The organism is Streptomyces sp. NPDC057638, assembly GCF_042800315.1.
Classification (GTDB): Bacteria; Actinomycetota; Actinomycetes; order Streptomycetales; family Streptomycetaceae; genus Streptomyces.
The window spans coordinates 14,259-37,499 of the sequence record NZ_JBHVHF010000042.1 but is presented as its reverse complement, the minus strand read 5'-3'; the positions used below and the strand labels follow the sequence as shown (position 1 = coordinate 37,499).

The window sequence follows — 23,241 nt, the reverse complement described above, 5'->3', positions numbered from 1 at the left end:
CGGTGTTCCCGCACACCCCGGTCGCCGTACAGGCGTGCGATAGGTTGCCCACCATGACTGATCTTGGCCCCGTCGACTGGCCACCCGCCCCGATCCGGACCGGGAGGCTGGTGCTGCGCGCGCCCGAGGCCCGCGACCGTGCGGCGTTCATCGACCTCAGGGCCTCGCCGGAGGTGAGCGCCTATCTCGGCGGTCCGCAGCCGCGCGAGGAACTGGAGCGCACCACGCCGGCGGCGCCCGAGCCGCACCCCGGCTGCTTCGCCGTCACGCTCGACGGGTCGATGATCGGCCAGATCACGCTCTACAAGGAGACGGGCTTTCTGCCCCAGGCCGCCGGGCGGGCCGAACTCGGCTATCTCTTCCTGCCTCGGGCCTGGGGACACGGATACGCCGCCGAGGCATGCGCGGCGGCGCTCGACTGGTTCGCCGACGCGCTTCCCGGCGAAGCCGTGGTGCTCGCCACCCAGACCGCCAACCTCCGCTCGATGCGGCTCGCGGCGAGGCTCGGGTTCACCGAGGTGGAGCGGTTCGAGGCGTACGACGCCGAACAGTGGTTCGGCCTGTGGTCCAGGACGGACGGCTGAGCCACCGCCACGCCCACCGGCTGTCCGCCGCCACGCCCACCGCCGGCCACTCGACGGAACGATCCGCCGCGGGCCGCACACGGGGAGGGCGGGCACGCCATCGCGCCGCCATACGTTCCACGGAACGATCCGCCGCGGGCCGCACACTGGGGGGACGGGCACGCCACCGCGTCGCCATACGTTCTCCGGCCAAGGAGGTCCGATGCCCATCCACTACCACAAGCGCATCACCGTGATCCCCCGGCTGCTCCATCTCACGATCAGCTCCCACGGCTGGTCCTGGACGCTGGGGAGCCGGCGCGCCCACATCACCCGGGACAGCCATGGCCGCCGCAGCACGGCGGTCCGGCTCCCGGGCGGGCTGACCTGGCGCCGCCACGCCCGGCGCCGCCGCCGCTGATCCGGCGGAGCCACAGACCCCACCGAACCCACCGAACCCACAGAGCCCACGGAGCCCACGGAGGGCGGCCGCCGTGCCCTGTGGGGGTGGGGCACGGTGACCGCCCTCGCGGTGGCGCGCCGCCGCGCGCCGTCCGCCCCGGTGGAGCCCGGCCTCTTCGACGGGCCCACCGGAGCGGGGTCGGGTGGTTCGCCTACCCGGCGAGCCGACTGGCTGCCGCTACGGAGCGACCTTCAGCAGCTTGTTCGGCGTCCCCGGGCGGGCGTTGGTGATCCGGCCGACCGTGGCGCCGTCGACGAGCGCCTGGGCCACCTGTGCCGGGGTCGCGGTGGGCTTCGCGGCCAGGTGGAGCGCCGCGGCGCCCGCCACGTGCGGGGCGGCCATCGAGGTGCCGGACATGGTCCGGGTGGCGGTGTCGCTGGTGTGCCCGGCGGAGACGATGTCCGACCCGGGGGCGTAGAGGTCCACCGTACGGCCGTGGTTGGAGAAGCTGGACTGGCCGTCGGCGCGGGTGGAGGAGGCGACCGTGATGGCCTCCCGCAGCCGGGCGGGCGAGACCTGGCTGGCGTCGCGCGACTCGTTCCCGGCCGCGACGGTGAAGGTGACCCCGGAGGCGATGGCCCGGCGCACGGCCGCGTCGAGCGCGGGATCGGCGCCGCCGCCGAGGCTCATGTTGGCGACCGAGGGGCCCTTGCGGTTCTTCGCCACCCAGTCGATGCCCGAGAGGATCGCCTCGGTGGTGCCGAAGCCCCGGTTGTCGAGCACCCGGACGCCGACGATCCTGGCCTTCTTGGCGACGCCGTAGGTCCCTCCGGCGATGGTGCCCGCGACATGGGTGCCGTGGCCGTTGCCGTCCTGGGCGATGTTGTCGCGGTCGATGGCGTCGTAGCCGTGGCTGGCGCGCCCGCCGAAGTCACGGTGGCTGACCCGGACCCCGCTGTCGAGGACATAGACGGTGACGCCCTGACCCGCCGTGTCGGGGTAGCTGAAGCGGCGGTCCCCGGCGGTCCGGCTCTGGTCGATCCGGTCCAGGCCCCAGGAGGGCGGGTTGGTCTGGGTGGCGCTCGCCTGGAAGGTGCGGTTCTGGACGACCTGGGCGACGGCCGGGTCGGCGGCGAGCCGCTTGGCCTCGGTCTCGGAGAGGCCGGTGGCGGAGAAGCCGTTGACGGTGGAGGAGTACTCCCGGCCGACCCCGCCGCCGTACTCCCCGGCCAGCTTCCTCTTGTCGGCCTTCTCCTCCAGCAGCACGATGTAGCTGCCGGATATCGCGCCCTCCGCGTTCATCCCGTACACGGTGCCCTCGGGCGGCGCGGCGGCCCCGGCGAAGGTCGTGGCGTAGAGGCTGCCACCGGTGGCGGCGGCCGCGGCGACGGCCGCGACGGTGAGCTTGATTCTCTTCTTCGAACGCCGGTGCTTGGACATGGTTGTGGGCCTCCTCAGGACGTGGGGGGAGCCCCCCAATCAACGGAATTTGTCCTTCCGGAGGGGGCCGGGTCGCAACACTGGCCGATTGTCACGACCAGATCAAGACCCAGCGGACACTGTGACTTTCGCAACAAGGTTATGTAATGAGAAATCCGGCGTGCCTGGTCAGATGGGACCGACGGTCCGTAACTCGACGACAGCAGAGAGAACGTGACCACGCCTCAGCTGGTACGGACCTGACCTCTCCGACGGGTTCCGGAGCCGTTCGAACGCGGGCTCACAGCCGCCGAGGCGCCTGGGTCCCGCCGGATCCCTGGCCCATCGAGGACCCGGCCGCTCACACGCGCGGCAACTGCTCCACCACCGTCGCCGCCAGCCGGGTCGCCATCTGCCGGAGCTGGCTCTGTGAACGGCTCCCGCCCACCGTCACATTCACCGTCTCGACGGCTTCGTCGCTCTCCTCGTTGGTGTAGCTGCGGTGAACCACCCGGATCAGGCAGGTGTTCTCTCCCTCCCCGTCGGGTGTGACGATCGCCTGCCGTCCGCCGATCACGGTGACCGCGCCACTGCCCGTCTTCGGCGGGTCCCCCCGGTCGAACCGGATCTCCAGGCTCATATCGCCGACACTGCTCCGCCATTCACAGTCCCAGTTGCCGAATCCGACGTCGGAGGGCTGGTGCCGCAGACCGGGCACGGTGGCGAACTCCTCGGAGCCCAGCAGGGTGCAGGTGTCCAGATGGACGAGGGAGGCGGGCGGGAAGGCGGGACGGCGGGCGATCGGGCCCGCGTTGAGGACATCGACGGCGCTGTCGGCGGCTGCGGCCGCCATCTCACAGAAGGGGGCCGTGCCCTCGCTGCGTTTGGCAATGACCGCGACGTTGGCATCGGGGTCGGTGTGCGGCAGGAGGGTCACATGACACGCCTGGCTGCCCGGGGGATGGCGCACCACATCGACCACGCCCTCGGTCCGGTCGACCCGCGCCAGATCCGAGCGCCCGCCGGAGTTCAGATCGATCACCACGTCGACGGTCCCGCCGTCGGGCATGGTCACCAGCATGTCGCAGCGGTCGAAGTTGCCGTAGTCCGGATCGATCAGTGTCTTCCCGTAGCGTGCCAGCGACGCGGTGCGAGCCAGGGCGCAGGGGTCGGCGGTCTGAGGGTCTCCGATGCGGCTGCCACGGGAGGCACCGCCCGCCTCCCCCGTGGACGGAACGTTCGACGGCCCGCGTCCCCCCGCGTCACCACCCCCCATCGGAAGGTGCGCCACCGCCAGCGCCGCCGCGACCACCGCCGCCACCGCGCCCAGCGGCCACCGCCACCCGCGCCACCGGCGCCGCCGGAGCCATCGTGGCCAGCGGCGCCCCCCTAACCGGGACGGACGGCGGTACGGAGGCGGGGGACCGTTCTCGCCACCGCCCTCCGCCCTCACGGCCGTGTGACGGTTGCGGAACAAGGTGATGCTGTGACCGGCGTTCCGCGCGAGCTGCTGGGGCACCGGACGCCCCTTCGCCATCAGTTCCCCCCGCAGCCGCCGGAACAGGACCTCCATCTCCAGCAGCTCCGGGGCATCCGGGATGCCCTCGCCGAGGACGGTAACCAGCTCACCGGTGAAGGCGGGGTACGGCTCACCCAGCGGCGCCAGGGCCAGCTTGGTCTCGGCCGCCGCCGCCATCAGGTAGGTGCCGTCGACGGCGGCCAGATCGACCGCCGTGGGCCCGCCTCCCATCAGCGGCCCCCGCAGCGCGCGCCCGCTGAAACAGCAGTCCAGGATGACCACCCGGCTGGGTGCCCTGGCGACCCGCACCAGCTCGTGCCGGAGCGCGTCGAAGGGAACGGACTTGTAGAGCCGGTCCCGCTGGGAATCGGGCAGCGCCAGATGGAAGCCGCCGTCGTCCGACACCTGACCGTGGCCCGCGTAGTAGAGGACGAAGGCGTCCCGGGCGGCGGTCGCCGCCTCGTGGACCGCGTCGAGGACGTCCTGCGGCGTGGCCGGGTTGTGCAGCACCACACAGTGCCCGGGCGGCAGCCCCCAGACCAGCGGATCGCCGAGCAGCTCCGCCAGCCGGTCCACGCCCGCGTGGACGGTGGGCAGGTCCGGCAGGGTCTCGTAGGCGTCCACCCCGATCAGCACCGCCCGGGAGCGGGCGGGATCCGGCAGCGCCACCATCACTCGCCCCCGCGCCCGGGCACGGAAGCCGCCTCGTCCCGCAGCAGCTCCAGGATCCCGCGTACCGACTCCTCGGAGGCGTCGGACACCGTGACGGAGGTCCCGTTGGCGGTGACGGTGATGGTGACGGGCGGCTTGTGGGGGCGGGCGACGCGCCACGCGGCATAGGAGAGGACGAGGTTGCCCAGCGCGATACCGTGCCCGAGGACGACATCCACGATCTCCGCCGCACCCATCGCACCCGCCGGGGCGGCGCCCGCGTCGAGTCTGATCTCGGCGTACCGGTCCAGCTCGGCGTCCTCGTGGAACCAGCGGTGCAGATCGACGGCGGTGACGGTGTCGTGGTCACCGTCGTCGGTGACGGCGAACTGTACGTGCATGGCTTTCCCCACTCGCCCGGTCAGGTGATGGAACTTCCCACACCATCAACGACCTACGGGGCGCGAGGGCACGCCCCCGCGCCCCCCGCGCCAAGCGGGACGGAAGGGGCCGGAGAGGCGAAGGGTCAGGCCCGGCCGGGGAGTTCGGCCTCGATCAGATCCGCCGCCCGGACCGTTCCCCCCTCCCCTGCCATGCCCTCCCGCACCGCGGCCAGCTTCCGGGCCACCTCCGGGGACTCCACCAACTCCAGGACCGCCTGGCGCAGTTCCTCCCCTGTCACCGTCGTGGAATCCATCCGGCGCGCCACACCGAGCGACACCAGCATGTCCGCGTTCCCGAACTGGTCGGTGGCCAGCGGTACCGCCACCATCGGGGTGGCCGTGGCGAGTCCCTCCTGGCTGCCCCCGGCCCCGGCGTGCGTCACGAACGCGTCGGCCTGCCGCAGCACGGCGAGCTGCGGCACCCAGTCCCGTACCTCCACGTTGTCCGGGATCTCCCCCAGCTCGGCGGGGTCGACGTACTTCCCGATCTGGAGCACCAGGTGCCATCCCGTCAGCCCGCCGAACGCCTTCAGGCACTCGCGGTAGAAGCCGGGGTGCTTGGTGAGGGCGGATCCGAGGGAGACCAGCACGACCTTCTCGGCACCGGCGGGCCGCTCCCAGCTCCCCTGGCCGGCGCGGTCGCCCTGGCAGGCGCCGACGAAGGTGTGGACGGACTCGTCCACCCGGTCGGCCTGGGGCTGGAGCGCCTTGGGGATCAGCACGAGCGAGCGGCGGGGCCGCCCCACGAAGGCGTCGGCGTCGGGCCGCTCCCCGAGGCCGTTCTCCCGGAGCCAGCCGGTGAAGCGCGCGTAGTACGCCTGGCCCCGCTCGGACGCCTTGAGCTCCGCGTACATCGGTTCGGCGACCTCCTCCTCGTACCCGTCCCAGGCGACCAGGTTGGGCGAGAGGGAGACGGCGGGAACGCCCCAGCGGTGGGCGAGGATCCGCGCGGCGTAGGAGGTGATGTCGTGGAGCACCAGGTCGGGCTCGTCCCCGGCGAAGGCGGCGGCGAGCTGCGGGAGGGCGTGGACGCCGTCGTCGAGGAAGTGCTCGATGTGGTCGATCAGCTCGGTGCCCCAGGCGTCGGGGTCATCGCCGGTCGGCAGCAGCGACTCGTAGACGACGGGGGTGGCGCCGGTCTCGGCGACGATGTCGGCGAAGGAGGCGGGGATGGCGTAGCTGACGCGGTGGCCACGGGCGACCAGTTCGCGGATGACTTCGAGGCTGGGGTTCACATGGCCGGGGGCGGCGATGGAGAACATGGCGATATGGGCGGGGCGTGTCGCGGGCATGCGCCCACTCTAAACGAGACGAGACGTCTCGTGCAACTCATCTCACCGGCGCTGATAGCGGGCCAGCACCAGGTTCCCGTCCCGCACCAGCCTCCGGCGCAGCCCGCCCAGACCGCTCGCACCGCTGTAGAACTCCTGGTACGCGGGGGTCGCCACCTTGTCCTTCCACTCGGGGTACCCGCGCACCGACTGCGCGGGCGCCGGACGCAGCCCGGGGGCGAGCGCGGCGCCCACCGCCCAGCCGTGCTCCGCCGTACGCAGGGAGGCATGGGCGAGGGCGGCCGTACCGGTGGGCAGCATCCAGTCACCCCGCGCCAGCCGGACCATGTTCGGCGGCCGCAGCAGGAAGTCGACAAACCGGGCCGCCTCCTCCTTGTAGGGGCAGCTCTCGGCGATCGAGAGCGTCTGCGGACTGACCCCCTGCGCCATACCCGCCGCCCCGGCGGGAGCGGGCAGCACCGTCCAGGCGAAGCCCTTCGGGGCCTGCCGCGCGATCTGCTGCCGGTAGGAGAAACCGAGCGGAACCATCGCGTACCGGCCGCCGAAGAGTCCGGGCAGGGTGTCCGAGGCCCCGGAGCCCAGCGTGGCCGGAGCGGCGGTACGGTCCCGGACGATCTGGTCCCGGATGACGGCGGGCACCACGGCGTCGGCGCCGGTGAACCGGATCCGCACCCGGCCGTCGCGGCCCCGGTGGAAGAGCCTGCCACCGGCGGAGAGCCCCAGATTGAGGGTGGCGGAGACCGGGTCCCGCAACGGCCAGGCCACCGCGTACCGCCCCTCCCCCATCGACGCGGTCAGCCGCCGCGCGACCTCCTCGAACTCCGGCCAGCTCCAGGGCCGTACGGGGGTGGGGATCCGCACGCCCGCGCCCGCCAGCGCCCGCCGGTCGGCGATCAGCACCCGGGGCTCCTGGAGGAACGGCACACCGAAGACACCGTCGCCGAAGGCGGTGGTGCGCCAGCTGTCCGGCGGGATGTCGGCGCGCAGCCGCGCGGAGAGCAGCGGGCGCAGATCGGCGAGATGGCCGCCGTAGGCGAAGTCGGCGAGATCATCGGAGGCGTCATGGATCACATCCGGCGCCGCGCCGCCCTCGAACGAGGTCAGCAGCTGGTCATGGACGCTGTCCCAGCTCCCCTGGACATACTGGACCGGCACCCTCGGATCGCGGGCGTTCCACTCCCGTACCAGCGCCCGGGTGGCCTCGACGGACTCCCGCTGCCAGGCCAGCGAGAGAAACCGCAGCCGTGGCCCGCGCCCGGTGCCGGAACCCGCCGAACAGCCCGCCGCGCCCGCCAGCGCCAGCGCCCCGGCCAGCACACCGCGACGGCGGATCACCGCACCGCTCCGGCCAGCACCCCGCTGGTGATACGCCGCTGGATGAGGGCGAAGAGCACCAGCGAGGGCAGGGTCGCCAGCAGCGCGGCGGCGGCGAGCGGCCCGAGGTCGGCGGCGCCCTCCGCGCCGATGAAGTGGGTCAGCACCACGGGCAGGGTCTGCTTCTCCGGCGTCTTCAGCAGCACCAGCGCGAAGAAGAACTCGTTCCACGCGGTGACGAACGCGAAGAGCGCCGTCGCCGCGATCCCCGGCGCGAGCAGCGGCGCCGTGACGGAGACGAGGGTACGGAGACGACCCGCCCCATCGACGGCGGCGGCCTCCTCCAGCTCGGGCGGCACGGCCCGGACATGCTGCGCCAGCAGCCACAGCGCGAAGGGCAGCGCCCACACCACATAGACCAGGACCAGCCCGGTCAGGGTGTTGACCAGCCGCAGGTTCCGCAGCACCAGGAAGAGCGGAATGATCACCAGCACGAACGGGAACGCCTGGCTGACCAGCACCCACCCGGTGGCAGCGCGGGTGAGCCGGGACCGGCGCCGGGCCATCACCCACGCCATGGGCGTCGCGATCACCACCGCGACCAGCGCCGCCACCCCGGCGGCGAGCAGACTGTTCCCCGCCGCCCGCAGCAGGGGCTGTTCGGCGAACGCCTGCCGGAAGTTGCCCAGCGTCGGATCGCGCGGGATCCAGGTGGGATGCAGCGAGGCCAGCTCGGGCGCGGGTTTGAAGGCGAGCGAGAGCAGCCACAGAAACGGCGCCACCAGGAACCCGAGGTAGCAGGCGAGGGCCAGATACCGCCCGCCCCTCCCGGCCCTTCTCCGCCATGCCCGGGAGTGGGGCGGGCGGACGGCTCGCCCTTCGGTCATCTGGCCCCGCCTCCCCTCAGCCGCCCCACCAGGAACACCGACAGCAACACCGACACCACCCCCACCAGCACACACCCCATCGCCGCCGCGTAACCGAACTGCCCGTACCGGAACGCCTCCTCATACGCGAAGAGCATCGGCAGCCGGGTCCGCCCCCCGGGCCCGCCCTGCGTCAGCACATACACCAGCGCGAAAGCGTTCAGATTCCAGATCAGATTGAGCGCGGTGATCGCCAGCGCGACCGGCCGCAGCGCGGGCCAGGTGACGGAACGGAACCGGCGCCAGGCGCCCGCGCCGTCGAGGGCGGCGGCCTCATGGAGTTCACGCGGGGTGTTCTGGAGCCCGGCCAGCAGGGTGACGGTGGTCTGGGGCATCCCCGCCCACACCCCGACGGCGATCACGGCGGGCAGCGCGGTACCGAGGGAGGACAGCCAGTCCCGTCCGGCACCGAGGCCGAGATCACGGAGGGTCTCGTTCAGGACGCCCGCGTCGGGATGGTAGACAAGCCGCCACATGATGCCGACCACCACCTCCGGCATCGCCCAGGGGATGATCACCAGGGCCCGGACGAGCCAGCGCAGCCGCAGCCGCTGGTCCAGCAGCAGGGCCAGCCCGAGCGCCAGCAGGAACTGGGGGACGGTCACCCCGGCCGCCCACACCAGCCCGATACCGAAGGACTCCCAGAAGAGGGTGTCCTTCAGCAGGTCCCGGAAGTTCAGCGACCCGATCCACTGGGTGGGCTCGGCCCGGCCCGCCTGGGCATCGGTGAAGGCCAGCGAGACCCCGTACAGCAGGGGAACGACACTGAGCACCAGGATCGGCAGCAGCGCGGGCAGAACCAGAAACCAGGCGCCATGGCCGAGCGGCCGCCCCGCCCCGGCCCGCGCGGGGCGCGGCGCCCGGGTCCGGGCCGGTCTCCGTTCCGCGCTCCCCACTGCCACGGATGCGTCTCCTCTGGGCCACCCCGTCGGGCCCCGTCATCGTGCTGACGGTCCGTCGGATCGTCAAGGAGGGCACGACGAGGATGGGAGACTTTGGCGGATTCGTACGGTGTCCCGACAGACATACGGACAGAACGAGAGCGAGGTAGCACACCGATGGACGAGACACGGGCACGCGAGGTGCTGGTGGCGGCCGGACACCCGGGAGACCCCGTGGCCGCCCCGCTGGTCGCCCACGGGGAGAACGCCGTCTTCGCGGTGGACGACCTCATCATCAAGGTCGGCCGCTCGGCGGAACTGCTGGAGCGCGCCGAACGGGAAGTCGCCATCGGCACCTGGCTCGCGGCCTCGGACATCCCGGCCGTACGCCCCGCCGACGAGACCGCCCGACTGGTCGACGGCCATCCGGTGACCCTCTGGCACCGACTGCCCGACGCGGTCCGCCCCACCCGGCCCGCCGACCTGGCCCCCCTGCTCCGCCAGGTGCACGCCCTCCCCGCCCCGGACTTCCCCCTCCCCCGGCGCGACCTCCTCGGCGGAGTCGAACGCTGGCTCCGCCTCGCGGGCGACGCCATCGACCCCGCCGACGCCGACTACCTCCGCGAACGCCGCGACGCCTTCGCCCCCACGGCCGCCGCCCTCACCCCCCACCTCCCCCCGGGCCCCATCCACGGCGACGCCCTCCCCCGCAACGTCCATGTCGGCCCCGACGGCCCCATCCTGATCGACCTGGAAACCTTCTCCTGGGACCTGCGCGAACACGACCTCGTCGTCCTGGCCCTCTCCCGCGACCGCTACGGCCTGCCCCCCGAGTCCTACGACGCCTTCGTCCACGCCTACGGCTGGGACGTCCGCGAATGGTCCGGCTGCCCCGTCCTGCGCGGCGCCCGCGAAACCGCGAGCTGCGCCTGGGTCGCCCAACGCGCGAGCGAAAGCGACTCGGCCCGCCGCGAGTTCCAGCGCCGGGTCCGGTCGCTGCGGGACAACGACCCGGAGGTGCGGTGGTATCCGTTCTGAGGGGGCTACTCCCCGAGGGGGGCGGGGCCCGGCCCGGGGCCGGGTAGCGTGGGAGAACGTCAAGCCGACGGGGGGTCGTGGGCCGTGACGACCCGAACGGAACCGAAGGAAAATCGCGTTACTGATGGGTAGAGCCACGGGTCAGGAAGTGTCGTGCCCGCGCGAGCGGGGGTGTTCCGGCCCAGTCCCGTCGGCACGAGGCCCGCGCGAAGTCGTGCCCGCGCGAGCGGTGGTGTCCCAGGGCCCGAGTCGTTCGTCTGGTCCATTCAGCCGATGCTAGGGCCGCTGTCGGACGGGTCTGGTGTCAGCGGTGCTCGGGTTTCGCGGTGCGGGACATCAGTTCCTTGATGGCGCCCTGGGGTGAGACGCCGTCGTGGATGATGCGGGCCATCGTCTCCACGATGGGCATCTCGACGTGGTGGTGGCGGGCGAGGTGGAGCACGGATGTGCAGGAGGTGACGCCCTCGGCGGTCTGCGACATCGCGGCGGACGCTTCCGGGACGGACATGCCGCGGCCGAGGTTGGAGCCGAAGGTGTGGTTGCGGGACAGCGGGGAGGAGCAGGTGGTGATGAGGTCGCCCATGCCGGCGAGTCCGGCGAGGGTGCGGGGGTCTGCTCCCATGGCGGCGCCGAGGCGGCCGGTCTCGGCCAGGCCCCGGGTCATGAGCGCGGCCTTGGTGTTGTCGCCCAGGCCCATGCCGTCGGTGATGCCGACCGCGAGCGCGATCACGTTCTTCACCGCGCCACCGAGTTCGCAGCCGACGACATCGGTGTTGGTGTAGGGGCGGAAGTAGGGGGTGTGGAAGGCGGTCTGGAGGCGGTGGGCGACCTGTTCGTCAGAGCAGGCGACGACGCTGGCGGCGGGCTGGCGGCGGACGATCTCCCCGGCGAGGTTGGGGCCGGAGACCACGGCGATCCGCTCCGGCCCGGCTCCGGTGACGTCGGCGATCACCTGGCTCATGAGCATGTCCGTGCCGAGTTCGACCCCCTTCATCAGGGAGACGAGGACGGTGTCACCGGCGAGGGCAGGGGCCCAGGCGGTCAGGCTGCGGCGCAGGTGCTGGGCGGAGACGGAGAAGACAGCGATGCTGGCTCCGTCGGTGGCCTCGGCGGCGTCCGTGGTCGCGCGGATCGTGTCCGGCAGGACGGTGTCGGGCAGGTAGTCGGGGTTCGTGCGGCTGCTGTTGATGGCCTTGACCAGCTCGGAGCGCCGTGCCCACAGTGCGACCTCGCATCCGGCGTCGGCGAGGATCAGCGCGAACGCCGTGCCCCAGGACCCTGCTCCGAACACGGCGACACGAGTGGGCACCGCGGCCTCCCAATTCTTCATGAGTCGTCTGCTCAGTCCGAAGCGTACGGGGGCTGGGAACCGCCCGGCGGGCGCCGGAGGATGACGACGACGGCCCGGCGGTCGGCCAGTGTCGGCAGCGTTCTGCGGGCCTCGCTGATCATGCTCTCGGCCTGCCCGTCCCCGAGTTGCTGGCGCAGGTCGTGCTCGTGGCCGAGCCAGAGGTGGTAGAGCCGCTGCCACATCGCGGGCTCGCCCGGCCGTTCCTCCTCGGCCTCCAGTTCCAGGCCCGCGGCGGCGGCCGCGCGCGGCCACGGCGACGCCGGTACGGTACGGCGTCCGGCGGCGGTGAGAATCAGCCGGGCGCCGGGGCTCAGGACGCGGTGGACCTCGTGGAGCGCGGCCATGGGGCTCGGGGTCTTGGTGAACGCGTCGATGCAGATCGCCCCGTCGGCGTGCTGGTCGGGGAGTGTGGTGGCTTCCAGGGAGGCGGTGCGGAAGGAAGCACGGCCGGGCGGCAGGAAGAAGGGCTGGTGCTCGGTGGCGAGGCGGACAGCTTGAGGAGATATGTCGACACCGGTCAGGTGGACGTTGAGAGCGCGGGCGAGCCAGAGGCCGATGCCGCCGGTCCCGCAGCCGAGGTCGAGGAGCTGCTGGCCGGAACGCAGCCGCAGCCGGGCGATGAGGGTGGCGAGCAGCGGCCAGTCGCAGGAGCTGGCGGCGTTGACTTCCTCGGGCCAGTCCTCGCCCATGGCGTCGGCGTAGAGCTGCGCCACCAGATGGGTGGAGGCTCTGGCCGTGTGCAGGTCGTCGTACGCCCGCGCGAGCAGGTGGGTGGGGTCATCCATGGCGGCCTCCGATCAGCGGCCGGGGCACGGAGCGGGTCTCGCGCATGGTCAGTCCGGGGGCGATGACCTTCACTCCGGCGAAGTGCGGCAGGCCGGGGAGGGGGACGGCGATGGGCTCGTAGCTGCTGACGGCGGCGACTATCACGGCGATGACCGTGACCTCGGAGCTGAAGTCCTGGGCGCCGGGCCGGTAGCGGGCGGTCAGCTTGGCCCAGTCGCCGGTGTGCGGCCAGGCGGGTTCCGGGCGCCGCAGGGGGGCGGCGAACGCGGTCTCGTGGGAGTCCAGGTCGTCGCGGGTGCCGGCGATGCAGGTGAGCCGGGACTGGGCGGCCTCCGTGAGCGCCCGGGACAGTGCGATGTGCGGGTCCCGGTGGCATCCGGACCCGCCGAAGATGACGGGGTAGTCCTCGCACCAGATGTACGCCGCGCACACCGGAATCCCGTACGGGCTGTCCACGAGGGCGATCTCCAGCCAGAGGCGGGCGTCGAGGAACCGGCGGATCAGCTGCTGGCAGTAGGGGTCGTTCACGGTGGCCGGGTTGATCAGGGTCCGGTGCGCGCCGCCCGCGAGGTGGTCCCGCTGGAGGACATCGCGTTCGATGACCTCGAACAGGCCGTGGAGGGTGGCTTCGTCGGGGGTGTTTCCGGCGGCGAGTCCGTTGCTGGTGACGTGGAAGACGGCCGGGGCCCGGCCGTCCGGGTCCGGCTGGCGGCGTACCAGGTCGGCCGGGACCAGGGCGCGGTGGCCGCTGACCAGGCTGGCGCCCGCGGCCCAGTCCAGCACGAGGCGGTCCAGGCCGTCGTGGCGAAGGTTCACCGCCAGTGCCTCCAGCGGGTAAGGGACGCCCGCACGGCGGTGAGGGTTGCGTTCCGCGATCGTCAGCGGTTGCTCGGCCAGCCACAGTTCCGCGCTCTCCAGTACGGCGGAGATCCGGGCCAGGGTGTCGTCCGCGCCTTTGCCCTGGGAGGTGACGAGGGTGCGGGCGTTCGGGCGGACGGCTGTCCAGACCGGGATGCCGAGGTAGTCGAGCCCGGTGAGGCGGGCGACGCGGGTGATGCCCAGGCGGCCGAGCTGAGGTTCCAGTGCGGTCCAGGTCTCCTGCGGGGTCCGGGCCCGGACCGTCCCGTCCAGCCGGTGGTTCATGATCCCTCCCTGTCGGCGAGTACACCGAGGACGAAGGGCTTGACGGCCGCGACGGCTTCCCGTTCGCCGTGGAAGCCGCGCTTCCACGCTTCGTCCGCCAGAGCGTCCGGGGACGCGGACCAGGCGGCGGCCAGGACCGTTCGCGCGAGGTCGTCCCGGACCGTCTCCGGGCGGAACCCTCCGCATTGGGCCCTGTCGCGCGCTTGGTTGAGGGCGAGGTACAGGGTGAGCGCGTCCACGTCGGCGGGGGTCTCGTTGGCCAGGAGCCGGGAGACGGTCACCGGGTCGGTCAGGTCCACCTCGGGGCGCGCGGCCGCGCACGCGAGGGCGGACGGCTTCAGGACGGTGCCGCCGGGGTGAAGATAGCGCCACCACAGGTCGGGGAAACCGGGGTCGAAGACCTGCTGGTAGCCGACCCTTTCCCGGGTCGGGACCCGGACGCCGTTCACCGTCTCGGCGGCGAACACGTTCGCCCAGTGCCGGAAGCAGCGGGTGCGCCACACCAGCCCCGGTCGCGGAGCCACCAAGGTGCCGTCGGCCCGGAGCGCGGTCTCCAGCGCGGCCAGGGCATCGGACCGCTTCAGATCACCGAAGTAGGGGTCCAGCACGCGGTGTGCCGTGAGCCACTGCCCGAACATCGGCGCCCCGGCCTCGCGGGCGACGTGCCGCACGGCACCGAGGGAGCGGTGCGCGTAGTAGAGGCGTGCGAGCCCGTCGAGGACCCGCCGGGCGGCGTCCGCGTCGATCACCTCTTCTTGCTCGGCAAGCTGGAGGGTGTGCCGCAGATTCACCAGGGGCCAGGTGAACGCCCGGTTGTCACCGCCGACGGCCTGTGCCACGGCGACCTCGTCGTCGCCGTCGAGCTCGCCGCGGGCATACGCGGCGAAGACCGCACCGACGCCGACCATGCCGCAGGGCGCGAGCTCGGCGGCGCGCAGGGCTCCGATACTCGCCGCGCCGATGACTCGGACCCCGCGGTCCAGGGCCCAGATGATCTCCTTGTGCCGTAACGCGGGCGCGTGGTGGTAGACGCCGTCGACGATGACGACGGTGTCGGTGTCCGCGATCAGAGGGTCGAACAGATCGCCGTGGCGGACCGGGGGCAGGGTGCGGATCTGCTCGTTCGCCAGGGCCGGGTCGGCCGCCGCGAGGGTCGGCCCGGTGAAGACGTGGATCACGTGCTGCTCCTCGCAGGTGGGAGGCAAGGGGGTGCCCCGCCGGGCGTGGCGGGGCACCCGGGGACGGCTGTTAGAAGCTGAAGCCGTCGTCCTGTTCGACGTCCTCGGACCGCACGGTCACGGTGGTGTCGGTCACGGTGGTGTCGGTCACCGTGTCATCCGCGCCGATCGTCAGCGCCTCGGCGGCGAGCCGCGACTTGGGTTCCATCTCTCCTCCTCTCGGGGTGCCGTCGGCGGATTTCGTGGACTCCGAGGTCCGGGCCGCACGGGCGGCCCGGGCCCCGGAGGCTGCGGGGCCCGGGGTCAGGCGGCCGGGAGGGGTTCGGGCTCGCCGGTGACCGCGCCGGACGCGTGCGGGGTGTGGGCCGGCCGCTGGCGGAGAAGGGCCGCGAGCCGGTCCCCGTCGAGCGTGAGCCGCACGATGTGGTGGTCGGACAGCTCCGGCCGTACGCGGATGACGTCCACGTCCGTGATGGCGGGCAGCAGTTCGTCGGTGACGTACATGCGGTCGATCCGGGCATCGGGGCCGTGCGTGTCGCAGGCGTCCACCGTGGGGGCGAGCGCGGCAACGCTGCCTCCGGGCCGGTCGGCGCGGTGAACGGCGACGTCGCTCAGCCCGGCAGTACGAAGGATCTCGTCCGGGCGGGTGTCCATCCGTCGCCCCTTCGTTCCGAGGTAGGAGCGGTGGGCACGGTGCGGCTCGTCGCGGATACGGTCCAGCTCGGGGAGTGTGGGTTCCTCCAGCGCGGAGGGCTCGGGGTAGCTGTTGGCGTCGCCGCCGAGCAGCGCCGGGATGCGTACGGTCGTGCCGTCCGGGGCTGTCGACCGCTTGTCGGCCCAGGTGGTCAGCCACTCCGCCTCGGCCACGCGGTTGGCGCCGGAGGCGTAGTTGAGGTGGAACGACGAGACGATCACGGGCATGGCGCCCTCCCCCGCGGGGAGGTAGCGCAGCGTAAGGGCGGTCGGCGGCAGCACCCACACCGGGCCGGTCTGGGGCCATTCCCGTACGGTGCGGAACACGCTCTGGTCGGTGAAGACCGCGGTGCAGGAGCGGAGGCCGAGCCAGCCGCGCAGCCCGAGGATGTTCTCCAGCTCGTACATGACCTCCGAGCCGTTCTCGTCCGCGCCCCACATCTCCTGTCGGAGTACGAGCTGCGGGTTGTACTGGGCGACGAGTTCGTGTGCCTGACAGCGCAGTTGGGGATCGTTCTTACCGTTCCGCTCGAAGTTCCAGCAGACCACGGTGATCGTCTTCATCCAGCGGTTCCTTTCGTCGGTGGTGATGGGTGGTGCGCCGCCCAGAAGCTGGGACCTGTCGTCGGCCAGACCTCTGGGCGGCAGTACGGAAGCGCGCGTCGCGGATCGGGTGGCACGAACGCCCGCGCGTGGCGGTCAGCGTCGAGCCGTCCCGCAGCCGCGACGAGCTGGTCGGAGGTGACGATCGGGGTGGCCGTCCGCAGCGCGAAGGGCGTAGGTCACCAGGGGCCAGAGGCAGGAGTGGAGACGATCGACCAGTGTCTGAAGCTCCAGCGGCTGAGCTTCCCCGCTGAGAATCCGGTCGAGGAAGTCGTCCACACCGTCCTGCCTGATGGACGCGTGCAGGCGGGCGAGCAGCCCTGCGAGGGCTTCCGGAGCTGCCGGACGTGCCCGCTCGACGGGCCTCGCGCGGGCCGCGGCGGCGTCGCCTACGGGCAGGCCGTGAACGGTCATGGACATACGTGCCTCCCGTTGGGGAGCGGGGTGCGGGGGGAGCAGTGGAGGGCTCGAAGCAGCGGGAACGCGCGGACACGCGGTGGGCTGTGAACAGGACGGCCCCCGTTGTTACGGGGATATCCGTCCGTAGTCAGGTAACTACGCCGCTGGGGTGGGGCGGTACGGTGTCGGGCAGGCGAGGCGGTATATCGGGTATACGGGCAGGTGTTTCCATGACCAGGCGCACTCCGAACGTCCAGCTCCGCGAGGCGGTTATCGAGTCCGGTCTCACCTACGCCGCGCTGGCCAGGGAGGTCCGGGCGGTGGCCGCCGAGTGCGGCGTGACGCTGCGGACCAACAAGTCCACCGTGGAGCACTGGCTGTCGGGGGTCGTGCCCGCGGGGAACACCGCCCAGTACCTCGCCGTCGCCCTGTCGCGGCGAATCGGCCGCGTGCTGACGCTGGCGGACCTCGGACTCGCACCCAAGGCACCGGAAGACGAAGCGGTGGGCCTCACCCTGAGTACGGACCCGCTGGAGGCCCTGATGCCGATGTGGCGATACGAGCTGGACCGCCGCCAGCTCCTGGCCACGTCCGCGTACTCGGTTGCCGCCGCTGGCCTGCCGCTGGCCCACGTACGAGAAATCGCAGACCGGACGGCTACCGCCAGGACCGGCCGGGCCGTCGGTATGGCCGAGGTGGCCGCCGTCCGCGACATGATCCACTTCTTCAGCGAGATGGACGAGCGCCACGGCGGTGCCCACGGCCGCAGCGCCCTGGTCCAGTACCTTGCGGACGACGTCGCCGCCCTTGTCCGGGGCCACTTCCGCACCGACGAGGCCCGCCGCCAGATGCTCTCGGCCGCCAGCCGGGGCGTGCACCTGCTCGGCTGGAAGAGCTACGACGCCGGACAGCAGGGCCTCGCACAGCGGTACTACCTCCAGTCCTACAACCTGGCCGTCGAGTCCGGAATCAGGGGCCACGACGGGTTCGTGATGCGGACCATGGCCATGCAGGGGCTGAAGCTCCACCGCCCCGAGCACTGCCAGGCACTGGCGGAGACCGGACTCAGCCGGGCCAAGGGCAAGGTCTCCCCCGCGGTCGAGGCCCTGTTCCGCGTCGTCCACGCCCACACGCTCGCCAAGTCCAGGCAGAAGCGGCCCGCCGTGAGCGAGGCCGTCCTGGCGCAGAGCCTCTTGGAGGCCGGGCGCGACGACGAGCTTCCCTTCTGGGCCCTGGCCTGGGGGCCGCCCGCCGCCTCCGTCTACTCCCGCACGGCCAAGGTGCACGAGGCGATGGGCAACCACCGTGCCGCCGCCGAGCAGTACGAGCGGGCAGCCGCCTACCGGCCCGCCCCAACCTACGCGCGGATCGTCGCGCTCGACCTCGTGGCCGGAGCCGAGATGCAGCTCAAGACCGGAGGCATCGAGCGAGCGTGCGCCACCTGGCACCGCGCGATGGACCACATGGAAGGCGTCCAGTCCGTGCGCACCCGCAAGGCCGTCAGCCGTCTGCGCCGGGGCCTCGCGTGCTTCCGCGACCGCGGCGTCCGCAGCGCCGCCGAACTGGACGACCGCGCAGCCGAATTCCTCGGCAGCCGGTCGTAACCGCACCGCGCGGCGACGCCGAACGACTTCGGAGACTGCGGCGATCACCGGGTGCCGCCCGAGAGAAAGGCGAGGGAGCACCACGTGGTTCCTCCCCTGGGCTCACGCCCCAGGCATCGACGATGGCTGCGACAAGGTGGAGGCCCCGGCCGTGTTCGTCGTCGTCGCGGGCGTCGTGGAGCGTTGGCAGCGTGGAGGTCCCGTCGGTGACGGCGATCCGGAGCTCCGTCGTGTGGTGCTCGACGCTGAGCAATACCGCGCGGCCGTCCCCGTGCCGGATCGCGTTGGTGACCAGCTCGGACACGAGCAGCGTGGCATCCGGGATCAGAGGGGCGAGGTTCCAGTGCCGCAGGCTGGCGAGGGTGATCCGTCGCATGTGCCGGACGCGGGACGCGTGGGGGGGGCGAAGGCGACGGTGAAGTCGTGGACTGCGGGTGTCGCCATGGGGAGCCCTCTGGTCATGGAGGCCATCGGCGTTCTCCGAGCAGGGGAAGGATGTGGAACAGGTTGGTGAGGGCGGTGGCATGCTGACGGGCGAACGCGAGTCAGCAGAGAGCTGGGGACACTCAGCGACGCGCTGAGCCAAGTCGACGTTTCAGCTCATGGTGTGGTGGGCTGAGAGCGAGGATCGATCGCTCCCATGACGGAGCGCACCGCAGGGAAGTGCCCCGCCTGGCGGTTGCGGGGCTGGCGCCAGGCGGGGCGGTGACGGCACTCTCACCGCGCGGTACAGCGGCGCGGCACCCCGTGTGCCTGGAAGCGGGGGCGGACCGGACCCACGAGGTAACCCAGTCGGGAGTGACGTCGTCCGGGGCCGGGGTACGGGGGCCCCGGACTCTCTCCATGAGTCCCCTCTAGCGAGGGCGCCGAACTGACGCCCCTCCGTTGCTCCTGGTCAGCCGGTCATCCCTTCCTGACTCTGCACTTACGTCACCTGTCGGCGCCTGACCATTCGACCCACTCGTGATCACAATCCCTGAGAATCCACGGGGGTGACGACATGATTCCTCCCTCGATTCGGTTCCTCTGACCCGTAAGGGCCGGAGGGTGTTCACCGCCCGGCCGTCCGCTTCGAGGTCCGGCCGGGCGGGGGCTGGTGGGCGGCGGCCTGGTGGCGCCGGAGGAGTACACGGCAGTCCACGGCGCGGGAGTGGTTGTGGACGCGCTCAGCGTCCTTTTCGGCAGTGATCAGGTGTTGGCAGATCACGCAGTTGGACACGGTCGACCTCCTGGTACTGCGGAACGGTCAGGCGCTGCGGTTGGGCTGCCGTTCCTTGTCCTGTTGCACCCGAAGCCGTCGCGCGGCTGACTGTCCTCGGAACTCCACGGCTGCGTCGAGGAGACGCCCCTTGAGCCACTCGGCGTGGACACCGAGATCGGCCGCGAGCCACTTCAGAGGGGGCCAGCCAGTGCGCGCACGCCTCGGCGGGCGGGGTGGCCGCGATCCCGGCGCGAAGGGCGGCCCTCAGCTTGTCGTTCACGCTGCCGCCCGGTAGGGGTTCAGCGCGGACCGGCGGATGCCGCAGAGAACTCTCACAGTCAGCTGAGACAGCGGAAAGACAGAACTACCAACCCGCTGCGCCGTGCGGACGGCGGGCGCCGGGGCAGAGCGCTGAATACACAGGGCAGGCTGAACGGGGAACGTGGTCACGTTGACCTCCGAAGGGGCACCCGGGTGCGAGCCGGGACGAAGGCGCGGCATCCGCGTCGTAGGTCCCTGCGTTGAGGGACGACCCGCACCGGTCCGAGATCTGGCGGGTTCCCGGCCAGCGCGGCGTAACGCAAAGGTAGGAGCCTCTCCCGAGGGAGCCCAGTGGCGAGCCGTCCTAGAAAGGCGATCAGCTAGGACGCGCCGCCCTACCTCAGCAGCCCCAGCCGGTCGGCCAGTCCCAGCACGGGAGCACCGCGCCGGGCTCGGCCCCTGAGGTCGGCCACCAGTCGGCGTGATGTGGAGTGGTAGCGCATCCACTCCGGGGCGTCCTGCTCGGCCTGGAGCAGGGATCGTGTGGCCGCCGCGTCCTTGCCGAGGTCGTGGTAGGCGAGGGCTCGGTCGACGTGGAAGCGCGCACGCCAGGTTGGCGGGAGATGGACGAGGCCAGGGATGGCACGGGAGTCGCGGATCGCCTCGGCACTGCGGCCCATCTCCACCAGGAAGTTGACATGCGCGACTCCGGCGTTGGTGGGCCCGAAAGGCGTGGCGTACACGCTGAGGTCACGACCCATCGTCTGGGCGGCCCCGCGCGCCAGAGCCAGGAGTTGGGTCACATCGTCGTGGCGCCGCTGCCGGACCGTGGCCGTCGCCGCACGCAACAGGAGGATGCCCCAGAGGGCCAGGTCCTCAGGGGCAGAGCGGAACCCAGGCTCGATCTGATCAGCACGGGTCAGGGCCACCCGCTCGGCATCAGATAGTCGGCCCTGCTTGGTGAGAACCCACGCGAGGGTTGACGCCGCCAACGTCTCCAGTTTGGGGTCGTCACCCTGGCGGATCGCGGCGAGGGACCGTTCCATGGCGGTGAACGCCGCGTCTTCCTTGCCCAATGCCGCCAGTGTGGTCGCCGCGACCTGGTACGCCACGGCGAGGACGGAGAATGCCGCTGCGGCATCGGGGCCGGTGTACGCGTGGGTGGCCAGCCGGGCGTCGTGGATCAGCTGCGGCAGGAGCGCGCCGATCTCGCCCATACGGCCCTCGCGGCGGATGGTCTCCGTCGACCGAAGAGCCGCCTGGAGATCCTCGACGCTGGGGGGATCTTCCGGGTCCACGTCTCCACCGAGTAAGTCGCTCACCGGGGAAACCGCCTGACGCAGCGCCAGAATGGAAGGGAGATCGCTGCCCCCATCCGCTAAACCCTGAAAGGTCGTTGGCTGCCCGACCAGGTAGCTGGGTTCGGTATCCAGGGCTTGGGCCATGGCGTTGATGCTGGACAGCCGCGCGGTGCTCCGCCGTCCCTGCTCCAATTTGCGCACCACGTCGACAGAGAGCCCGGCTCGCTCCGCGAGGCGTTCCTGCGTCAGGCCGCGCCGGGTGCGCAGGTCCGCGAGCCGATCACCCATGCCGGATTCGTACGTCACAGCCACCCCCGCCAGAAGGTCGGCCTCCTACCGTACGCCCCGCGACACCAGGGCGAGGGCGGGCGGTGCGGTAGCTCCCAGGCTGGGCACTCGCCCGCACCGGCAAGAACTGTGCGGGCTGGATTCTCTGTCAGCGGGCGGGATCCGTGTGGGCAGCGGGTAGCGTGAGGGCACGTCAAACCGATGAGGAAAAGCGCCTGCGCGGAGCCGAATGGAACTAAAGGAAAATCGTATTACCGGCCGGTAGAGTCGCAGGTCAGGAAGTGTCGAACCCGCGCGAGCGGGGGTGGTCCCAGCTACCGGCTGCACACCACCCAGCCCACCGGGTCGAACCCGCGCGAGCGGGGGTGGTCCGACCCCCTCGTGGGTCCGGGACCCTCCCGGCTCGTCGAATCCGCGCGAGCGGGGGTGGTCCTGTTCGCCAGCGTCGCCACGATCCCAGCCAGCAGTCGAACCCGCGCGAGCGGGGGTGGTCCGCCCGCGGCGCGCTCGTACCCGCCCGGCGACTAGTCGAACCCGCGCGAGCGGGGGTGGTCCGACGTTGACGACCGTGTCGACGCCCCGGAAGTTGGTCGAACCCGCGCGAGCGGGGGTGGTCCACGCCGTTGCGTCGAGGCCGGTATCAGCGGGTTGTCGAACCCGCGCGAGCGGGGGTGGTCCGCTGTCCTGGGGCACGTTCGATTCAGGCATACTGTCGAACCCGCGCGAGCGGGGGTGGTCCGAGCCGGTCCTGCACCGCCTGCTGGAGGGCCCGGTCGAACCCGCGCGAGCGGGGGTGGTCCAGGGACGGACACCGACTCCGCGTTGACGTCGTAGTCGAACCCACGCGTTTGGTACGCCCCAACCCGGCAAGGCGTCTCCGTACGGCCGTACACGAGAAAGGACCACACCCCGTGGCGCGCCCCCCGCGCAGGGGCCCGCACCGCCACGGCAACAGAAGGAGACCCCCATGATCATCGCCATCATCGCCGTCTGTGCCGCCCTGGCCGTGCTGGGGTTCCTGCTGCCCCGGATCTCGCGCCACCCCGAGCGCGGCACCCAGCGCACCCTCGGGGTCGGATCCCGGCTCGGCGGCAAGGCGCCGGGGCTCCTGGGGCGGGTGTTCAGCAAGCCGTTCCGGAGCGGTTCGCGGGCCGTCGGGCGCAGTGGGGCCGCCGGGCGGCGGGCGCGGGGGCGGCTGCCCTTCTGAGAGGGCGGCCGCCCGCCGGGGCGCGGGATACGGCTCAGGCGTCGGTGAGGGTCGTGGCGCGCAGGGGCCAGTGGGGGTCCACATGGGCGTCGCGCTCGCCCTTGCGGCGGAGGAAGGATTCGAAGTCCTTCGCCCAGGTGGCGTACCAGGTGATCTGGTGCTCGTGGAGTTCCGCCGCGGTCATCGCCGCCACCTTGGTGTGCCGGGCCGCGAGGGCGCGGGCCACCCGGACGGCGGCCGTGGCGTCGGAGGTGGCGTCGTGGGCGGTGGTCAGGGCGACTCCGTACTCGGCGCAGACGGCCTCCAGGGTCCGCTTGCCCTTGCGGTAGCGGTCGACGGCCCGGTCGATGGTGTAGGGGTCGATCACCGGGCCTATGTCACGGCCCGCCAGACGGTCGGTCAGTGAGGGCAGCCGGTGCCGGGCCAGTTCGGCGGTGAGGAGGGTCAGGTCGAACGCGGCGTTGTAGGCGACGACGGGGACGCCCCGGTCCCAGTGGGCGCAGAGCGCGTCCGCCACCTCGTCGGCGACCTCGCGCGCGGGGCGGCCCTCGGCGGCGGCCTTCTCGCTGGTGATGCCGTGGATCGCGGCGGCCTGCTCCGGGATGTGGACGCCCGGGTCGGCCAGCCAGAGCCGGTGCTCCCCCGGGCCGGGGCCGCAGCCCGGGCCGGACAGCTCGACCACGGCCGCGGTCACGATCCGCGCCTCCCGTGGGTCGGTGCCCGTCGTCTCCAGGTCGAATCCGATCAGCCGCTCTCCGTGCCAGGCCATAGGTCCCC

The 23,241-nt window shown here is 72.0% G+C and carries 21 protein-coding genes and 1 CRISPR repeat array; of the genes, 5 read left to right on the top strand and 16 right to left on the bottom strand.

What is annotated here, in order from left to right:
- Nucleotides 1–53 precede the first annotated feature (53 nt).
- Together ACFVIM_RS08975 and ACFVIM_RS08970 are read left to right on the top strand one after the other, a co-directional pair.
- On the top strand, nt 54–584 hold the full coding sequence (locus tag ACFVIM_RS08975) for a GNAT family N-acetyltransferase (RefSeq protein ID WP_384299992.1): 531 nt from the start codon (nt 54–56) through the stop codon (nt 582–584).
- A gap of 202 nt (nt 585–786) precedes the next feature.
- Nucleotides 787–984, top strand: coding sequence for a DUF4236 domain-containing protein (locus ACFVIM_RS08970; RefSeq protein WP_384299991.1), 198 nt, complete (start codon nt 787–789; stop codon nt 982–984).
- 219 nt (nt 985–1,203) lie between these two features.
- Here the strand turns inward: ACFVIM_RS08970 and ACFVIM_RS08965 are convergent, their stop codons facing one another.
- From ACFVIM_RS08965 to ACFVIM_RS08935, 7 genes are all read right to left on the bottom strand, one after another.
- Nucleotides 1,204–2,406, bottom strand: coding sequence for a S8 family serine peptidase (locus ACFVIM_RS08965; protein WP_384299990.1), 1,203 nt, complete (start codon nt 2,404–2,406; stop codon nt 1,204–1,206).
- 340 nt (nt 2,407–2,746) lie between these two features.
- Nucleotides 2,747–4,576 (bottom strand): caspase family protein, encoded by a 1,830-nt coding sequence (locus ACFVIM_RS08960; protein ID WP_384299989.1) that lies wholly within the window; start codon nt 4,574–4,576, stop codon nt 2,747–2,749.
- Complete coding sequence (locus ACFVIM_RS08955) at nt 4,576–4,956, bottom strand: hypothetical protein (protein WP_384299988.1); 381 nt, start codon at nt 4,954–4,956, stop codon at nt 4,576–4,578. Before ACFVIM_RS08955 ends, ACFVIM_RS08960 begins: the two co-directional genes overlap by 1 nt.
- A 125-nt stretch (nt 4,957–5,081) precedes the next feature.
- Nucleotides 5,082–6,290 (bottom strand): macrolide-inactivating glycosyltransferase, encoded by a 1,209-nt coding sequence (gene mgt / locus ACFVIM_RS08950; RefSeq protein ID WP_384299987.1) that lies wholly within the window; start codon nt 6,288–6,290, stop codon nt 5,082–5,084.
- 42 nt (nt 6,291–6,332) lie between these two features.
- A complete protein-coding gene (locus ACFVIM_RS08945; RefSeq protein ID WP_384299995.1) occupies nt 6,333–7,622 on the bottom strand; it encodes an ABC transporter substrate-binding protein in 1,290 nt (429 codons plus the stop codon).
- The gene (locus tag ACFVIM_RS08940) at nt 7,622–8,491 is read right to left on the bottom strand and encodes a carbohydrate ABC transporter permease (RefSeq protein ID WP_384299986.1); all 870 of its coding nucleotides are present in this window, start codon (nt 8,489–8,491) and stop codon (nt 7,622–7,624) included. Before ACFVIM_RS08940 ends, ACFVIM_RS08945 begins: the two co-directional genes overlap by 1 nt.
- Nucleotides 8,488–9,426 (bottom strand): carbohydrate ABC transporter permease, encoded by a 939-nt coding sequence (locus ACFVIM_RS08935; protein ID WP_384299994.1) that lies wholly within the window; start codon nt 9,424–9,426, stop codon nt 8,488–8,490. The genes ACFVIM_RS08940 and ACFVIM_RS08935 overlap by 4 nt, the downstream gene beginning before the upstream one ends.
- Before the next feature lie 162 nt (nt 9,427–9,588).
- Here ACFVIM_RS08935 and ACFVIM_RS08930 point away from each other — a divergent pair, with 162 nt between their 5' ends.
- On the top strand, nt 9,589–10,449 hold the full coding sequence (locus ACFVIM_RS08930; RefSeq protein ID WP_384299985.1) for a phosphotransferase enzyme family protein: 861 nt from the start codon (nt 9,589–9,591) through the stop codon (nt 10,447–10,449).
- A 304-nt stretch (nt 10,450–10,753) separates the two neighbouring features.
- Here the strand turns inward: ACFVIM_RS08930 and ACFVIM_RS08925 are convergent, their stop codons facing one another.
- From ACFVIM_RS08925 to ACFVIM_RS08900, 6 genes are all read right to left on the bottom strand, one after another.
- Nucleotides 10,754–11,779, bottom strand: a complete 1,026-nt coding sequence (locus ACFVIM_RS08925; RefSeq protein WP_384299984.1) for an NAD(P)H-dependent glycerol-3-phosphate dehydrogenase — start codon at nt 11,777–11,779, stop codon at nt 10,754–10,756.
- 11 nt (nt 11,780–11,790) lie between these two features.
- Nucleotides 11,791–12,585, bottom strand: coding sequence for a class I SAM-dependent methyltransferase (locus tag ACFVIM_RS08920; protein WP_384299983.1), 795 nt, complete (start codon nt 12,583–12,585; stop codon nt 11,791–11,793).
- Nucleotides 12,578–13,729, bottom strand: coding sequence for a YcaO-like family protein (locus tag ACFVIM_RS08915; RefSeq protein WP_384299982.1), 1,152 nt, complete (start codon nt 13,727–13,729; stop codon nt 12,578–12,580). Before ACFVIM_RS08915 ends, ACFVIM_RS08920 begins: the two co-directional genes overlap by 8 nt.
- Complete coding sequence (locus ACFVIM_RS08910) at nt 13,726–14,907, bottom strand: TfuA-like protein (protein WP_384299981.1); 1,182 nt, start codon at nt 14,905–14,907, stop codon at nt 13,726–13,728. Before ACFVIM_RS08910 ends, ACFVIM_RS08915 begins: the two co-directional genes overlap by 4 nt.
- Nucleotides 14,908–14,977: 70 nt before the next feature.
- A complete protein-coding gene (locus tag ACFVIM_RS08905) occupies nt 14,978–15,115 on the bottom strand; it encodes a hypothetical protein (RefSeq protein WP_384299980.1) in 138 nt (45 codons plus the stop codon).
- 95 nt (nt 15,116–15,210) lie between these two features.
- Entirely contained in the window at nt 15,211–16,164 is a 954-nt protein-coding gene (locus ACFVIM_RS08900; protein WP_384299979.1) for an endonuclease/exonuclease/phosphatase family protein, read from the bottom strand.
- Between the two features lie 668 nt (nt 16,165–16,832).
- Between ACFVIM_RS08900 and ACFVIM_RS08895 the strand changes: the two genes are divergently transcribed.
- A complete protein-coding gene (locus ACFVIM_RS08895; protein ID WP_384299978.1) occupies nt 16,833–18,206 on the top strand; it encodes a hypothetical protein in 1,374 nt (457 codons plus the stop codon).
- Here ACFVIM_RS08895 and ACFVIM_RS08890 read toward each other — a convergent pair.
- Nucleotides 18,103–18,582: an ATP-binding protein gene (locus ACFVIM_RS08890; RefSeq protein WP_384299977.1), complete on the bottom strand. Its 480-nt coding sequence runs from the start codon at nt 18,580–18,582 to the stop codon at nt 18,103–18,105. The genes ACFVIM_RS08895 and ACFVIM_RS08890 overlap by 104 nt on opposite strands.
- 1,481 nt (nt 18,583–20,063) lie before the next feature.
- Nucleotides 20,064–21,257 carry a helix-turn-helix domain-containing protein gene (locus ACFVIM_RS08885; RefSeq protein ID WP_384299976.1) on the bottom strand — a complete coding sequence of 398 codons (1,194 nt, stop codon included), beginning with the start codon at nt 21,255–21,257 and terminating at the stop codon, nt 20,064–20,066.
- Nucleotides 21,258–21,540: 283 nt separating this feature from the next.
- A CRISPR array of direct repeats spans nt 21,541–22,118; the repeat unit is 28 nt; unit sequence GTCGAACCCGCGCGAGCGGGGGTGGTCC.
- A gap of 106 nt (nt 22,119–22,224) precedes the next feature.
- Here ACFVIM_RS08885 and ACFVIM_RS08880 point away from each other — a divergent pair.
- Nucleotides 22,225–22,464 (top strand): DUF6411 family protein, encoded by a 240-nt coding sequence (locus tag ACFVIM_RS08880; RefSeq protein WP_384299975.1) that lies wholly within the window; start codon nt 22,225–22,227, stop codon nt 22,462–22,464.
- Nucleotides 22,465–22,498: 34 nt separating this feature from the next.
- On the opposite strand, the gene ACFVIM_RS08875 is transcribed toward ACFVIM_RS08880, so the two are convergent.
- Nucleotides 22,499–23,233 carry a 3'-5' exonuclease gene (locus ACFVIM_RS08875; RefSeq protein ID WP_384299974.1) on the bottom strand — a complete coding sequence of 245 codons (735 nt, stop codon included), beginning with the start codon at nt 23,231–23,233 and terminating at the stop codon, nt 22,499–22,501.
- Between the last annotated feature and the right edge of the window lie 8 nt (nt 23,234–23,241).

What these genes read in the sequence shown, in the direction of transcription:
- ACFVIM_RS08975 (WP_384299992.1), top strand. Translation starts at nt 54, where the DNA reads ATGACTGATCTTGGCCCCGTCGACTGGCCACCCGCCCCGATCCGGACC.
- ACFVIM_RS08970 (WP_384299991.1), top strand. Translation starts at nt 787, where the DNA reads ATGCCCATCCACTACCACAAGCGCATCACCGTGATCCCCCGGCTGCTC.
- ACFVIM_RS08965 (WP_384299990.1), bottom strand. Translation starts at nt 2,406, where the DNA reads ATGTCCAAGCACCGGCGTTCGAAGAAGAGAATCAAGCTCACCGTCGCG.
- ACFVIM_RS08960 (WP_384299989.1), bottom strand. Translation starts at nt 4,576, where the DNA reads ATGGTGGCGCTGCCGGATCCCGCCCGCTCCCGGGCGGTGCTGATCGGG.
- ACFVIM_RS08955 (WP_384299988.1), bottom strand. Translation starts at nt 4,956, where the DNA reads ATGCACGTACAGTTCGCCGTCACCGACGACGGTGACCACGACACCGTC.
- mgt (WP_384299987.1), bottom strand. Translation starts at nt 6,290, where the DNA reads ATGCCCGCGACACGCCCCGCCCATATCGCCATGTTCTCCATCGCCGCC.
- ACFVIM_RS08940 (WP_384299986.1), bottom strand. Translation starts at nt 8,491, where the DNA reads ATGACCGAAGGGCGAGCCGTCCGCCCGCCCCACTCCCGGGCATGGCGG.
- ACFVIM_RS08930 (WP_384299985.1), top strand. Translation starts at nt 9,589, where the DNA reads ATGGACGAGACACGGGCACGCGAGGTGCTGGTGGCGGCCGGACACCCG.
- ACFVIM_RS08925 (WP_384299984.1), bottom strand. Translation starts at nt 11,779, where the DNA reads ATGAAGAATTGGGAGGCCGCGGTGCCCACTCGTGTCGCCGTGTTCGGA.
- ACFVIM_RS08920 (WP_384299983.1), bottom strand. Translation starts at nt 12,585, where the DNA reads ATGGATGACCCCACCCACCTGCTCGCGCGGGCGTACGACGACCTGCAC.
- ACFVIM_RS08915 (WP_384299982.1), bottom strand. Translation starts at nt 13,729, where the DNA reads ATGAACCACCGGCTGGACGGGACGGTCCGGGCCCGGACCCCGCAGGAG.
- ACFVIM_RS08905 (WP_384299980.1), bottom strand. Translation starts at nt 15,115, where the DNA reads ATGGAACCCAAGTCGCGGCTCGCCGCCGAGGCGCTGACGATCGGCGCG.
- ACFVIM_RS08900 (WP_384299979.1), bottom strand. Translation starts at nt 16,164, where the DNA reads ATGAAGACGATCACCGTGGTCTGCTGGAACTTCGAGCGGAACGGTAAG.
- ACFVIM_RS08895 (WP_384299978.1), top strand. Translation starts at nt 16,833, where the DNA reads ATGACCAGGCGCACTCCGAACGTCCAGCTCCGCGAGGCGGTTATCGAG.
- ACFVIM_RS08890 (WP_384299977.1), bottom strand. Translation starts at nt 18,582, where the DNA reads ATGCGACGGATCACCCTCGCCAGCCTGCGGCACTGGAACCTCGCCCCT.
- ACFVIM_RS08885 (WP_384299976.1), bottom strand. Translation starts at nt 21,257, where the DNA reads ATGGGTGATCGGCTCGCGGACCTGCGCACCCGGCGCGGCCTGACGCAG.
- ACFVIM_RS08880 (WP_384299975.1), top strand. Translation starts at nt 22,225, where the DNA reads ATGATCATCGCCATCATCGCCGTCTGTGCCGCCCTGGCCGTGCTGGGG.
- ACFVIM_RS08875 (WP_384299974.1), bottom strand. Translation starts at nt 23,233, where the DNA reads ATGGCCTGGCACGGAGAGCGGCTGATCGGATTCGACCTGGAGACGACG.